Raw genomic sequence first — 12854 nt, forward strand, 5'->3', positions numbered from 1 at the left:
GTGGCGGCGGCCAGGTGCTGTCAGTGGAGGAGGTTGTTGTGTTTGGCGTAACCCGCGGCGGCTTTGAGGAGGTTGTAGGTGCCGTGGGTGAGGAGCTCTTCGGCAGCGCCCGCGGCCAGGCCGTAGGCGCCGGCGGTGATGGCTGGGCCGACGCTGATTCTGGTGACGCCGAGGTCGACGAGTTCTGCGACGGTGAGCGCACCCGGGCCGACCATCAGATTGAGCGGCCGGGCGAGTTGCGGGACGAGTTCGCGAATCGCTGCGGGATCGAGCAAGCCAGGAACGAACAGCACGTCCGCGCCGGCCTCGGTGTAGATTGCGGCGCGCTTGACCGTGTCCGCCGGATCGCCGAAGAAATACGTGTCGATCCGTGCGTTGATGCAGAGCTCGATACCGGCCGCGTCCGCGGCAGCCCGGGCGGCCGCGATCCGTTCCGCCTGTGCGGCCGGGTCGATCAGCGCACCGCCCGAGCTGTCTTCGAGATTGATGCCGACGGCACCGATCTCGATCACCTCGGCCACCGTCTCGCCGACCTCAGCCGGCGACCCGCCGTACCCGCCCTCGATGTCTGCCGTGACCGGCACCGAGACGACGGAGACGATCCGGCGCAGCGCCGAGAGGGCGGCCGTCCGGGTGAGTCCGCCGGCATCCGTGACACCGTCGGCCCACGAAACACCTGCGCTGGTCGTCGCGATCGCCTTCGCGCCCGCGGCCTCGATCGCCCGCGCCGAGCCCGGGTCCCAGGCGTTCGGCAGGACGAGCGGCGGCTGCCGATGCAGCGCCTGCAGTTCGCGTGCCTGCGCCAATCGATCGATGGTCACAAGCTCACCACCAGTTCGTGATCGATCTCGACGAACTCGACGATCAGGTCCGCGAACCGGCCCGCGATGAGCTCCTTGTACACCGCCGAACCGGTGTGCGCGTCGTACGCCGCCTGGTCGGCGAAGTGCTCCACGAACAGCAGGTAGTCCGGCTGCGCCGGGTCGCGGTACACGCGGAAGGACAGGGTGCCCTCCTCCTGCCCGGGGCCTTGCGGCGCGAACACCTGGACGAGTTCCTCGGCCTTCGCCTGGTTGCCGTCCTTCAACTTGATCGGAAATACCTTGGCAAGCACTTTCGTCCTCCTGGGGTGGTTGTTTCGCTGCCCCAAGCCTCGCCCGTGCGGGTACCTCCGGTCTGGCCATATTCGGTCATGGATGAAGTATCACTATGCAAGACGATATGTCTCACTAAGCAAGATCTTCGGTTAGTCTGAGGCGGTCAACGACGACGCGGAGAGGGCGAACCATGAACAACGTCTACACGCACGGCCACCACGAATCGGTCCTGCGTTCGCACCGCTGGCGGACCGCGGAGAACTCGGCCGGCTACCTGCTCACCCACCTTCGTCCCGGCATGTCCTTGCTCGACGTCGGCGCAGGTCCCGGCACCATCACCGCCGACCTCGCCCGTCTCATTCAGCCGGGCCCGACCACTGCCCTCGAAGCAAGCGAGTCGGCGCTCGACGTCACTCGATCGACCTTCGCCGAGCTCGACATCAAGGTCGAGTTCGTCGTGGGTGACGTGCACCAGCTGGACCTCCCGGACGACTCGTACGACGTGGTGCACGCGCACCAGGTCCTGCAGCACGTGGCCGATCCGGTCCAGGCGTTGCGGGAGATGCGCAGGGTCTGCAAGCCGGGCGGGATCGTCGCCGCGCGCGACTCGGACTACCGCGCCTTCGCCTGGTATCCGTTGCTGCCCGAGTTGGACGAGTGGATGGAGCTGTACCAGCGACTCGCGCGGGCCAACGGAGGCGAGCCCGATGCCGGTCGCCGGCTGCTGTCCTGGGCACTGGAAGCGGGCTTCGAGAACGTCGAGTCGACCGCGAGCAACTGGACCTTCGCGAACGACGAGGATCGCGCCTGGTGGGGCGGGATGTGGGCCGACCGGATCCTCGAGTCGGCGATGGCCCACCAGGCCCGCGCGGACGGCGTACCGGAGTCGACGCTGCAAAGGATCTCGGCCGCGTGGCAGACCTGGTCGACGACGCCCGACGCCTGGATCTCCTTGCTACACGGCGAAATCCTCGCTACGGCCTGAGCTGATCAGGCAGCGGGATCGGACAGTACTACGAGGAAGTGGTCCGGGTCGCGGAGCCAGAGCTCCTGGTGGCCTGCGTTCGGGTTGTGGTGGAGGTCGGTCTGGATCGTGAAACCGGCTGACCGGGCCCGAGCGGCTGCGGCTTCCAGGGAGTCGACCTCGAACCAGAGCGCCACACCGTTGCCCAGCGCAACCTCTGGGTCGCCGATCGCACCATGGTGATGGCCGACTTCGAGCTTGTGGAGTTGGAGGATGAGCTCCCCGTCGACCAGGAGCTGTTCGTACTCCGGTCCGCCGTGGCCGCTCGCCGCGCCCAGCAGTTCGCAGTACCAGGCGCTGCTCTTCTCCACGTCGGACACGGCGATCATCGGCTGGGGTCGTACGGATGCAGTCATGTGGTGAGGTTAGGTGTTGCCGCCGGCATCCGTCTTGGACGAATGGGCACGCTGCCGGGCAGCTTCGTAGAGGACGGCCGTCGCGGCGTTGGCCGCGTTGAGCGAACTCGCCGAACCGGTCATCGGGATCCGCACGAGCTGGTCCGCGAGGTCCTTCCAGGCGGCGCTCAGGCCGGAGGTCTCGTTGCCGATCAGCAGCAGCGTCGGCTGGGTGAGGTCGTGGTCGAAGATGTCGACCGTGCCGTGCTCGTCGGTGCCGACGATCACGAGCGGAACACCTTCCGTACGGCGCTTCGCCACCCACTCCATCACTTCGCGCTGCGACGGGACCCGGACCGACGGCAGGGCGAAGATCGAGCCCGTGCTCGCGCGCACGGACTTCGGGTCGTACACGTCGGCGGCGTGCCCGGTGACGATCAGCCCGTCGGCGCCGAACGCGTCGGCGGAGCGGATGATCGAACCGATGTTGCCCGGTCCTGTCGGCCGGTCGAAGACGACGCCGAGAAAGTCCTGGCCGACCTGGATCCGGTCGAGGTCGTCCGGTGGCATCTCCATCACCGCGATGACCTCGGGTGCGGCTTCGTCCTTCTCGCCGAGCTCGGCCAGCAGGTCCGCGGTCATGCCGACGCGCTCGGCGCCGCGCTGTTCGCGCAGCAGGTCCTGCGCCCAGCGCGACAACGGCCGGTCGGCGTCGTGGATCAGCGCCCGGATCGGCCAGCCGCGCTCGACGGCGACGCTGATCGGCCGGACCCCCTGCACCAGGAACTCACCGGCCCGCTGCCGTTTGTTCCGATTGCTGAGCAACGCCTGCCACACCTGAAACCGCGCGTTCCGGCTACTCACCCGCACACCTGCCATCACCCCACCCTACGAGCAACCCCGGCTGCGGAGGTCGACACCACGGATCAGACGACGGGAAGGAAGGCGGTGCGAAGCAGCCCGCCCGGGTGACCATGCCTTGGCGTGTGGTCAGGTGAGGTGTTGGAGGAGGCCTAGTTGGTTGTTGTCCGGGTCGGCGGTGGTCGCGAGGCGTTGGCGGCCCTGTGCGACTTCCGTGGGGTCGGTGGTGGTGATGCCTGCGGCCGAAAGGGTGGAGCGGGCGGTGTCGAGGTCGTCGACGAAGAAGTTGACGGCGGTCCGCCCGGCCTTGCCGGGGTCCTCGAAGACCTGGACGGTTGCTTGATCGCTCAGGTGCCATTCGGCCAGGCTGTCCATCGGCCGGCTGTCCGCGGGGCGTCCGAAGAACGACTCGTACCACTCGGTTGCCGGTCCGATCTCGGTGACCGGGAGCACTGCGAGTACGGCCTTGATCTCCATCGTCCATCGCCTCTTCTGGTCAGGGCGGCCGGAATGGCCGCTCACCTCTGCAACGTCGGTACCCAGGTCACCGTTTCGACATCAGCGCGGCACCTTCAGCCGAGGGTCCGGGTGAGGAAGCCGTCGATCAGGGTGGCGATCTCGGCGGCGTGGGTCTCCAGCGCGAAGTGGCCGGTGGGGAGGAGGTGGACCTCGGCGTCGGGGAGGTCACGTCGGAAAGCCTTGGCGCCGGCGGGTGGGAAGATCTCGTCGTTCTCGCCCCACACCGCGAGCAGCGGGACCTGGCTGGTGCGGAAGTACTCCTGGAACTTCGGGTACAGCGCGAAGTTCGTCAGATAGGTCCGGGCCAGGTCCACCTGCACCTGATCGGCGCCGGGCCGGCTCAGCAGGGAAAGATCGTGCTGCCAGGCGTCCGGGCTGAGCAGCGTCTGGTCCGGCACCCCGTGCTGGTACTGCCATTTCACCATCGCCTCACTGTGCATCCGGCCCACCGCGCCAGCGTTCTCCGGCGTCGGATCGGCGTCATAGGCAACGATGTCCGCCCACATCGCCTCGACGATGCCGTCCTCGTACGCGTTCCCGTTCTGCGTCACGATCGCCGTGATCCGCTCCGGATGCGCCAGCGCCATCCGCCACCCGATCGGCGCGCCATAGTCCTGCACATAAAGCCCGTACGCCGTGAGGCCGAGCTTCTCGGTGAAAGCCGTCGTGATCTCCGCGAGCCTGGCGAAGCTGTAGCCGAAAGCATCTGCCGGCGGCATCGCCGAATAGCCGAAGCCCAGGTGATCGGGCGCGATCACGTGGTACTTGTCCGCCAGCTTCGGGATCAGGTCGCGGAACATGTGCGAGCTGGTCGGAAACCCGTGCAACAGCAGCAGCACGGGCGCGTCGACGGGCCCCGCCTCGCGGTAGAAGATCTCGTGCCCCTCGACCTCGACGGTCCGGTGGTGAACGGTCATCACTAACCCCTTCAAGAGATTTATCTGGTTACGGCGGACAGCAAACACCGTGCCGGTGTAACCTGTCAACATGTCCAATCTGGTTAGCTCTGATGTGGGGCTGCTGCTGGAGCTGCTGAACTCGGCACCGATCGTCGACGGGGTGCCGACCGACGCGCTGCGTGGGTCGGGCGCGACCGGCTGGTTGCGCGAGCGTGGCATTCCGGGTCCGCCGGCGGCTGCGCGCGAAGTACGGGATGCCGTCGCCGCCGTAGTACGGGGGGAAGCGTCCGCTGGAAGTCTGCAGAAGTACGTGCGCGATGTGCGGCAGGTGGTGGTGGTATCAGCCGACGGGGTGCGGTGGCGGCTCGAGGGTGCGCGATTCCCGGCGAGAGCCGTGCTGGCGTGGGCTGAGGTGAAGGACAGGTTGCGGCCCTGTGAGAACGACGCGGAATGCAGGTTGTTCTTGATCGACCGCAGCAAGGCGAATGCGCGTCGCTGGTGCTCGATGTCGACCTGTGGCAACCGGCTCAAGGCGCGCCGCCACCAGGCGCGGCTGCACGACTAGCGCGGCCGCACGACTAGCGCGGCTGCGCGACTAGTGCCGGTGCGGCGTGCCCGTCGCCGCGGCCGAGGCTTCGTGGCTGGCCGAGGCGCGGGCGCAGAGTTCGAGGAGTTCGGGCTCGTTCTTGACGATCTGCTTGGCCTTCGGGCCGAGGGCGATGATGTGGTCGCGGGAGTCCAGGAGCCGGCGGTAGATGCGCTCGCGTTCGGCCGGATCGTCGGTGTACTCGGCGTCGAGGTAGGCGGTCGCGTCCCGGCGTACGTTGGCCATCGCGGTCTGGGTGCGGCCGCGGGTGCTGAAGAGCGAGCCGAAGATCGTGATCAGCAGCACGACCAGGATGACCACCAGCGACAGTCCGGTGCTGATCTCGACGACCTTGATCGGCTCGCCGTCGTTGACGAACGGCAGGTTGTTCTCGTGCAGTGCGTGCAGGATCAGCTTGGTGCCGATGAACGCCAGGATCGCGGCCAGTCCGTAGGACAGGTAGATCAGCCGGTCCAGCAGGCCGTCGAGCAGGAAGTACAACTGGCGCAGGCCGAGCAGGCTGAACGCGGTCGCGCTGAACACCACGAAGACGTTCTGGGTGAGCCCGAAGATCGCCGGGATCGAGTCCAGCGCGAACATCAGGTCGGTGCCGCCGATGGCCACCATCACCAGCAGCATCGGGGTCATCACCCGGCGGCCGTCGAGCCGGGTGAACAGCCGGTCGCCGTCGTAGCCGTCGGTGGTCGGGAACAGCCGGCGGGCGAACCTGACGATGATGTTCTGGGCCGAGTGCGACTCCTCGGTCTGCGGCCGGAACATGTTGCCGGCGGTGACCAGCAGGGCCAGCCCGAACAGGTAGAAGACCCAGGCGAACTGGTTGATCAACGCCGAGCCGAGCAGGATGAACGCCGTCCGGAAGACCAGTGAGATGACGATGCCGACCAGCAGCACCTTCTGCTGGTTCTCCCGCGGCACCCGGAAGCTGCCCATGATGATCAGGAACACGAACAGGTTGTCGACCGACAGTGCCTTCTCGGTGATGTAGCCGGCGAAGTACTCCGAGCCCATCGAGCTGCCGCCGAGGACCAGCGTCCCGACGCCGAAGAGCAGCGCGATCCCGACGTACAGGGCGGACCAGCCGGCCGCCTCCCGGGTGGTCGGGACGTGTGCGGTCCGGACGTGGAACACGTAGTCGAACACCAGCAGGGCCAGGATCGCCGCGACCGTCAGGATCCAGGCCAGCGGGGAAACGGTCATCGTCGAGGTTCCGATCACGAGGGGCCCGGGACGCGGGCTCGGCAGGACGGACACCAGCCAATCACGTGCCGACCGCGGATGAGGACTGCTCCAAGAAATTGCCTAAAAGGCATCTTTGCACTTTCGGCAAGTTTTGTTACGGTGAGGTGCATGGACGGTTTGCGGGAGCAGAAGAAGCGGGAGACGCGGATCGCGCTGAGCTGGGCGGCGATCCGGTTGACGGTGGAGCGCGGCTATCAGAATGTCCGGGTCGAGGACATCGCCGCCGAGGCCGGTGTCTCGCTGCGGACCTTCCGCAACTACTTCTCGAACAAGGCGGAGGCGATCGCCGCCCGCCAGGTCGACCGGATCACCCGGATCGCCGACGGGCTCCGGGCCCGTCCGGCCGACGAGCCGTTGTGGGTGGCGATCCGGGCAGCGGTCGAGGAGAACTACCTGCTCGGTCAGCCCGAGCAGGGGACCGCGCTGCCGCCCGATGATCAATGGCTCGCCGGGGTGCGGTTGATGGGGACCGAGCCGGCCCTGCGCGGCGAGTTGGCGAAGGCGCACGCGCAGGTGCAGGAGGACTTCGCCAAGGCGGTCGCCGACCGGACCGGATCCACCGGCCTGTATCCGCGGCTGGTCGCGGCCGCGTTCAGTGCGGCCGTCGCGACGGTGTCGGAGGAATGGCAGCGCGCCGATCCGCCGAGGCCGCTGGCCGAACTGCTCCATGAAGCTCTCGACCTGCTGACCGCCGGCCTCCCGGAGCCTCGGCCGCCGGCCTGACCTCCAGTACCACCAGCCACCCCGGGCGGTCCCCGGGGCGGTCAGCTACGCCCAAATCCTGGAAAGAAGGACCGATCATGGAACAAGTCGTCATCGCAGGTGCGGGACCGAACGGTCTGATGCTCGCCGGCGAACTCAAGTTGGCCGGCGTCGGCGCGATCGTGCTCGAGCGGCTGCCGGAACGCAGTACTGTCCCGCGGGCTAACGGCCTGGTCGGCCAGGTCGTCCGGATGCTCGACCGGCGAGGCCTGTACGAACGGCTGAACCCGGGCCAGCCGGTGCCGGTGCCGACGCCCCGGTTCGTTTTCGGCGCGCTGCCCCTGGAACTGAGCCGCCTCGCCGACAACCCGCTCTACCTGCTGCAGGCTCCCCAGGTCCGGATCGAGCAGGTGCTCCAGGAGCGAGCGCTGGAGCTGGGAGTCGAGATCCGTCGCGGTCACGAACTGGCCGGCTTCACCCAGGATGCCGACGCCGTCCGGATCCAGATCGACGGCCCGGACGGATCGTACGAACTCACCTCGCGCTTCCTGGTCGGCGCCGACGGCGGCCACAGCCTCACCCGCAAGCTCGCGGGCATCGACTTCCCGGGCGTCACTCACGACGACACGGTCTCCCGTACTGCGCATGCCACGGTCGCCGCCGAACTCGTCGACCCGCGCGGCGAGCTGAGCATCCCCGGCTACGGCAAGATCCCACCGTTCATGCATCACCGGACCGAGCGCGGTGTCTTCGTCTACGCACCCTTCCCGAGTGGGCCGCCGCTGATCAGTACTGCGGAACGGCGCGTTGCGCCGGGGGATGACCCGGTGACACTCGCCGAAGTACAGGAAAGTGCCGAGCGAATCCTCGGCGTCGAGCTGGAACTCAGTCCGCCGGAAGGCGACGGGCCGCACCAGTTGCGGCGGGTCGAAGGTGGGAACAGTCGGCTGGCCGACCGGTTCCGCGAGGGCCGGGTGCTACTGGTCGGTGACGCCGCGCACGTGCACTCGGCGATCGGTGGTCCGGGACTCAACCTGGGTCTGCAGGACACCGTCAACCTCGGCTGGAAGCTGGCCGCCGAGCTCCAGGGCTGGGCGCCCGAGGGTCTGCTCGACACCTACGAGTCCGAGCGGCGGCCGGTCGGCGAGCGGGTGGTGATGCACACCCAGGCGCAGAGCGCATTGATTGCCCCAGGCAAAGAAGTTACGGCGTTGCGGCAGTTGATGACGGAACTGCTCGACAATCCGGCCAACGTTCAGCACCTCGCGGACCTGATGTCGGGCGCGGACATCCGGTACGGCGGCGGCGGGCATCCGCTGGTCGGCCGGTGGGCGCCGGATCTGGTGATCTCCGAGGCTTCCGGTCGCTCCAGTCGGCTGGCCGAGTTGACCCGCAGTGCTCGGCCGTTGTTGATCGACCTCACCGAGAACGCGGGCTTCGCGGAGCTGCTTGCCGAAGCCGACCGGATCGAGGTCGTCGCCGGCCAAGGAGCGGGTCCCGGGCAGCCGGTGGCCTTGCTGATCAGGCCGGACGGGTATGTGGCCTGGGCTGCCGATGCCGACGGGCCGGCCGAGCGGGAGGCACTTGGCGACGCGCTCGAGCGCTGGTTCGCAGTACGGGTTCAGCCGCGGCCTTTGACCAAGGCGACCAGGTAGCGACAGTCCGCCGTACCGGGGTTCTCGAAGGTGGTCGGCGAGGGTTGGCCGAGTTGGAGGCAGTCGCCGGCCGCCAGGTCATGGACCACCGGGCCCTCGTGGAAGCGGAGGTGGCCGTCGAGGACCCAGATCTGCTGGTACTTGAAGATGTAGGCGTCGGCCGGGTAGGAGACGGAGGCGCCGGCCGGGAGTTCGACCTCGACCAGTTCGAGGGGGCCGTCGGTGACGGGGGAGACGGCCCGGCGCCGATAGCCGGTCGCCGGATCTGTCCACACCGGCTGGTCGGCGGCCCGGCGGAGCAGTTCGCCGGTACCTTCCTCGGCTCGGGCGACCAGCTCGGACAAGGTCATGCCGAGCGCACCGGAGAGACGTCCGAGCAGTACTGCGGTCGGCTGCGCCTCGCCGCGCTCGATCTTGCCGATCATCGCGCGGGAGACGCCGGATCGCTCGGCCAGGGCGTTCACCGACAGATCGAGCGCGACCCGGGCCTGCTGCACGGCGGACGCGAGCGAGGCGGACAGCGGATCTTCCATGCTTGCCACTATAGCGGCATCTATGGCTACTATCGTGACATGCAGACTTTGCTGATCAGGGATGCGACGGAACTGGACGCCGAAGCTTGTGCCGAGATCTACCGGCCGTATGTCCTCGAGACTGCCATCACCTTCGAGATCGAGCCGCCGACGGCGGCCGAGATGGCCGAGCGAATCGCCAGGTATCGCGAGACCCACGCCTGGCTGGTGCTGGAGGACAACGGCCGGGTCGTCGGGTATGCCTACGGAACTCCGATGAAGCCGCGCGCGGCGTACCGATGGTCCTGCGAGGTGAGCATCTACCTCGAACTCGGCCGGCGCCGGACCGGTGGCGGGCGGGCGTTGTACGAGGCGTTGTTCGAGCGGCTCACCGAACGCGGCTACCGGACCGCGGTCGCGGGGATGACGCTGCCGAACGACGCGAGCGTGGGACTGCACGCCGCGCTCGGCTTCGAGCCGATCGGCACCTACCGGAACATCGGCTGGAAACTCGACGCCTGGCACGACGTCGCCTGGACCCAACGCCCCCTGGCGACCTCACCCAACCCGCCGGCGGAACCGCGCTGACCTCAGCCCGCCGGCACTTCGCCGTACTGCGAATTACGGGTTGAGGCCGTGCTCGCGGAGCCAGGGCTCGGGGTCGATCGGGTCGCCGCCGCCGGGCAGGACCTCGAAGTGCACGTGCGGCCCGGTCGTGTTGCCGGTGACGCCGACCGCGCCGACCTGGTCGCCGGCCGCGACGCTGTCGCCGACCGACACGGTGAACTCGGACATGTGGCTGTACGACGTGACGGTGCCGTCGGCATGGCGAACCTTCACCTGCCGGCCGTAGGCACCCTCGAAGTCGGCCTGGATCACTTCGCCGGCCATCACCGAGACGATCGGCGTACCAATCGGCGCGGCGAAGTCGAGGCCGGTGTGGTTGTGCGCCCAGCGCCCGCCGCCTTGGCCGAAGCGGGCGGTCAGGTGGTAGCCGGTGGTCGGGAGGACGACCTTCGGCGCGGCCGCGGCCTTCGCTGCGGCGGCTGCCTTCGCGGCGGCAGCGGCCTTGGCCAGAGCGGCGGCCTTGGCAGCGGCCGCCTCCTTGGCTGCCCGGAGCGCGATCGCCCGGCGCGCGGTCAGCGTCTCTGTCGCGCTGAGCTTGGCTGCCCGGGCCGCGGCGAGCTGGGCGGCTGAGCTCTTGCTGGCCGCCGCCAGTGAGAGGTCGAAGCGGGACAGGTCTCGCGAGGCGAGCTGCCGGCGCTCGATCCGGGCGGCGGTCATCGACTCCAGCGAGGGATTCACGCTGGTGCTGCTGGTCGTGGTGGTGGCGTTCGAGGTCGAGCTGATGCCGACCGCAGTGGTGCCGGCGGCCGCGGCGAGCGCCGCGGTCAGACCGACGAGCTGAACACCGCGCACGGTGTTCCGCCGGGTCAGGCGGTGCTTCGCCACCCGACGCGAGCCGGACGAACGGCGAGGTGTCGCGCGTTCTGCTTCCGACACGTCATGGTGAGGGGACACGAGAGCCTTCCAGAGTCGAGTGGCCGCCAGGGTCGTCCCCAGCGGCTCATCGACCATAACGATGAGATCACGACGACCTCAAACGCGCACTGCGATCAGATCACCAATTCTGGTGACTTTCCGTAGTCGCTCGGTGGGCGGTCAGTGGCTCGTCAGGCGGGAGGCGGGTCGCCAAGTCGTTGAAAGTTGGCGTGACCGGGATCACGTGGGTCGGAGCTGCCGAAGACCCCTCGAACTGGCTATGGGCATCGTTTCGGAGGTCGTCGGGTCGACCCGAAAAGTGGTCGGCGCGGGGTTCGGGAACCGGTATGCTTCTCGGGTCGGAAGAGGGGCTCGCACGGCTCGGACTGCTCGATTTCGCATCGGGCTGCAGACCGTGTAATCTCTCTCCTCGGCCCGCCCCTTTAGCTCAGTCGGCAGAGCGTCTCCATGGTAAGGAGAAGGTCTACGGTTCGATTCCGTAAAGGGGCTCTGAGAATCACTGTCCCGTCCGGTCCGCCGGATGGGATGATGAACTCTCTGGCGGGGTAGCTCAGGTGGTTAGAGCACACGGCTCATAATCGTGGTGTCGCGGGTTCGACTCCCGCCCCCGCTACCCACCAACGCAGTATCTCGAGAGTGCGATCACCCAAGTTGCGCACTCCTGAAAAGAAGAGGCACCAGTGGCTAAGTCAACCGACGTCCGCCCCAAGATCACGCTGGCCTGCACGGTGTGCAAGGAGCGCAACTACATCACCAAGAAGAACCGGCGCAACGACCCGGACCGTCTTGAGCTGAAGAAGTACTGCGCCCGCTGCAACGACCACACCGACCACCGCGAAACCCGCTGACCCCAGCAGTTTCCGCTGGTTCCCCAGCACTCTGAAAGGGCCGCTCCACTGTGGAGCGGCCCTTTTCGCTGTGTCCGAGTCAGCTGTGCCGACCAGGTCTCGCCGTTGAACCACCCGCATCCGGCCTGCTCTCGAGGTTGATGCCAGCGCGCCGCCCAAGCAGTGAGTGAGGCGACGCGGGGGCGGGCGGGAGCGTCGACGTAGGAGGTACGTGGGGGATCTTTCCGCCGCAGTACCCGAAGGCCTAGACCGTGAGGATCGGTTTGCCGGCGTTGTAGGCAGCTAGCCGGTCGGCTCGTGGGGTTAGGCAGCAGGAGCCGCAGACGGTGCCGGCGCTGGTGGTGCTGGTGTAGTAGAGGCAGCAGGTGTTGCGGAGGTAGACGAGTCTGTTGGCGGCTGTGGTGACGTCGCCGAGGCGAGCGAGGCCGGCTGGGGCTCGGGTGATGAAGGTTTGCCAGCGTTCCAGGAGGAAGGCTGCGTCGATGGTGGTGTCCTCGCGGGTCGCGGCGCAGAACGCCATGGCGCAGCCGGCGGCTACGCCGCCGTGGAGTTGGCGGAGGCCGGCTCGGGTACGGCGGTGCAGCTCAAGCGACAGCGGTAGGAGGTGCTGAGCGAGCACCACGTCGTACAGGGTTTGCAGGCCTCCCGGGAGGAAGCGGGCTGAGCGGATGGCGACCGATGCGATGCCGTGGCCGTCGTGGGGGCGGACCCAGAGGTTGTGGGGGCGGATGTCCAGTACGCGGCCTTCGAGGGCCCAGAGCAGCAGGGCTGTGGCCGGGGCTCGGCCGGCGTAGAAGGACATCAGGCTGAGTGCGGCCGCGTGGTCGCTGACATGGCCGCCTGCGTCGTGGTCGCGTTTGAGCAGCTCGGTCAGTTCCGGGCCGTCCGGTTCGAGGATCCGGTCCACCCGTAGCCACTCGGAACCGGTCGGTTCGCCGAGCTCCACGCCGTAGCGAGGGGCGTATTGGGCCAGAGCGGCCACGCCCGCGCGTCCTGCCGTCACACGTCCTGCCTTCCCCAGAGAGTTCTCAGCAGAGTGGGTGGCGGCACTCG

16 protein-coding genes and 2 tRNA genes are annotated in these 12854 nt (G+C 68.0%); 8 read left to right on the plus strand and 10 right to left on the minus strand.

Going from position 1 to position 12854, the window contains the following annotated elements; genetic code table 11:
* Positions 1 to 20 precede the first annotated feature (20 nt).
* Both EV138_RS21705 and EV138_RS21710 read right to left on the minus strand, forming a co-directional pair.
* Positions 21 to 821 carry an isocitrate lyase/PEP mutase family protein gene (locus EV138_RS21705; protein ID WP_133980667.1) on the minus strand — a complete coding sequence of 267 codons (801 nt, stop codon included), beginning with the start codon at positions 819 to 821 and terminating at the stop codon, positions 21 to 23.
* Positions 818 to 1114 (minus strand): putative quinol monooxygenase, encoded by a 297-nt coding sequence (locus EV138_RS21710; RefSeq protein WP_166678654.1) that lies wholly within the window; start codon positions 1112 to 1114, stop codon positions 818 to 820. Before EV138_RS21710 ends, EV138_RS21705 begins: the two co-directional genes overlap by 4 nt.
* A 173-nt stretch (positions 1115 to 1287) precedes the next feature.
* On the opposite strand from EV138_RS21710, the gene EV138_RS21715 reads away from it, so the two are divergent.
* Positions 1288 to 2082, plus strand: coding sequence for a class I SAM-dependent methyltransferase (locus EV138_RS21715; protein WP_133980669.1), 795 nt, complete (start codon positions 1288 to 1290; stop codon positions 2080 to 2082).
* 5 nt (positions 2083 to 2087) lie between these two features.
* Here EV138_RS21715 and EV138_RS21720 read toward each other — a convergent pair whose 3' ends face one another.
* The 4 genes from EV138_RS21720 to EV138_RS21735 all read right to left on the minus strand — a co-directional run bounded on the left by EV138_RS21720 (position 2088) and on the right by EV138_RS21735 (position 4753).
* On the minus strand, positions 2088 to 2477 hold the full coding sequence (locus EV138_RS21720) for a VOC family protein (protein WP_238158276.1): 390 nt from the start codon (positions 2475 to 2477) through the stop codon (positions 2088 to 2090).
* 9 nt (positions 2478 to 2486) lie between these two features.
* A complete protein-coding gene (locus EV138_RS21725; RefSeq protein ID WP_238158277.1) occupies positions 2487 to 3320 on the minus strand; it encodes an RNA methyltransferase in 834 nt (277 codons plus the stop codon).
* A gap of 126 nt (positions 3321 to 3446) precedes the next feature.
* Positions 3447 to 3839, minus strand: a complete 393-nt coding sequence (locus EV138_RS21730; protein ID WP_202866788.1) for a VOC family protein — start codon at positions 3837 to 3839, stop codon at positions 3447 to 3449.
* A 50-nt stretch (positions 3840 to 3889) separates the two neighbouring features.
* Complete coding sequence (locus EV138_RS21735) at positions 3890 to 4753, minus strand: alpha/beta fold hydrolase (protein ID WP_202866789.1); 864 nt, start codon at positions 4751 to 4753, stop codon at positions 3890 to 3892.
* A gap of 70 nt (positions 4754 to 4823) precedes the next feature.
* Between EV138_RS21735 and EV138_RS21740 the strand changes: the two genes are divergently transcribed.
* Positions 4824 to 5300 (plus strand): CGNR zinc finger domain-containing protein, encoded by a 477-nt coding sequence (locus EV138_RS21740; protein WP_133980673.1) that lies wholly within the window; start codon positions 4824 to 4826, stop codon positions 5298 to 5300.
* A gap of 30 nt (positions 5301 to 5330) precedes the next feature.
* On the opposite strand, the gene EV138_RS21745 is transcribed toward EV138_RS21740, so the two are convergent.
* Entirely contained in the window at positions 5331 to 6539 is a 1209-nt protein-coding gene (locus EV138_RS21745) for a TerC family protein (protein ID WP_133980674.1), read from the minus strand.
* Positions 6540 to 6689: 150 nt separating this feature from the next.
* Between EV138_RS21745 and EV138_RS21750 the strand changes: the two genes are divergently transcribed.
* Together EV138_RS21750 and EV138_RS21755 are read left to right on the plus strand one after the other, a co-directional pair.
* Positions 6690 to 7304, plus strand: a complete 615-nt coding sequence (locus tag EV138_RS21750) for a TetR/AcrR family transcriptional regulator (RefSeq protein ID WP_133980675.1) — start codon at positions 6690 to 6692, stop codon at positions 7302 to 7304.
* A 77-nt stretch (positions 7305 to 7381) separates the two neighbouring features.
* Positions 7382 to 8938 carry an FAD-dependent monooxygenase gene (locus EV138_RS21755; protein ID WP_133980676.1) on the plus strand — a complete coding sequence of 519 codons (1557 nt, stop codon included), beginning with the start codon at positions 7382 to 7384 and terminating at the stop codon, positions 8936 to 8938.
* On the opposite strand, the gene EV138_RS21760 is transcribed toward EV138_RS21755, so the two are convergent.
* Positions 8905 to 9471 (minus strand): helix-turn-helix domain-containing protein, encoded by a 567-nt coding sequence (locus EV138_RS21760; RefSeq protein ID WP_133980677.1) that lies wholly within the window; start codon positions 9469 to 9471, stop codon positions 8905 to 8907. The two genes, EV138_RS21755 and EV138_RS21760, sit on opposite strands and share 34 nt — an antisense overlap.
* A gap of 39 nt (positions 9472 to 9510) precedes the next feature.
* On the opposite strand from EV138_RS21760, the gene EV138_RS21765 reads away from it, so the two are divergent.
* Entirely contained in the window at positions 9511 to 10038 is a 528-nt protein-coding gene (locus tag EV138_RS21765) for a GNAT family N-acetyltransferase (protein WP_133980678.1), read from the plus strand.
* A 33-nt stretch (positions 10039 to 10071) separates the two neighbouring features.
* On the opposite strand, the gene EV138_RS21770 is transcribed toward EV138_RS21765, so the two are convergent.
* Entirely contained in the window at positions 10072 to 10902 is an 831-nt protein-coding gene (locus tag EV138_RS21770; protein ID WP_133980679.1) for a M23 family metallopeptidase, read from the minus strand.
* A gap of 467 nt (positions 10903 to 11369) precedes the next feature.
* On the opposite strand from EV138_RS21770, the gene EV138_RS21775 reads away from it, so the two are divergent.
* The 3 genes from EV138_RS21775 (at position 11370) to rpmG (ending at position 11801) form a co-directional block, all read left to right on the plus strand.
* Positions 11370 to 11442: transfer RNA gene (locus tag EV138_RS21775), tRNA-Thr, on the plus strand.
* 50 nt (positions 11443 to 11492) lie between these two features.
* A tRNA-Met gene (locus EV138_RS21780) sits at positions 11493 to 11566 on the plus strand.
* Between the two features lie 67 nt (positions 11567 to 11633).
* Positions 11634 to 11801 carry a 50S ribosomal protein L33 gene (rpmG, locus tag EV138_RS21785; protein WP_112249091.1) on the plus strand — a complete coding sequence of 56 codons (168 nt, stop codon included), beginning with the start codon at positions 11634 to 11636 and terminating at the stop codon, positions 11799 to 11801.
* Positions 11802 to 12045: 244 nt separating this feature from the next.
* On the opposite strand, the gene EV138_RS21790 is transcribed toward rpmG, so the two are convergent.
* Positions 12046 to 12804: a hypothetical protein gene (locus EV138_RS21790; RefSeq protein WP_238158278.1), complete on the minus strand. Its 759-nt coding sequence runs from the start codon at positions 12802 to 12804 to the stop codon at positions 12046 to 12048.
* Positions 12805 to 12854: the final 50 nt, after the last annotated feature.

The organism is Kribbella voronezhensis (assembly GCF_004365175.1).
Classification (GTDB): domain Bacteria; phylum Actinomycetota; class Actinomycetes; order Propionibacteriales; family Kribbellaceae; genus Kribbella; species Kribbella voronezhensis.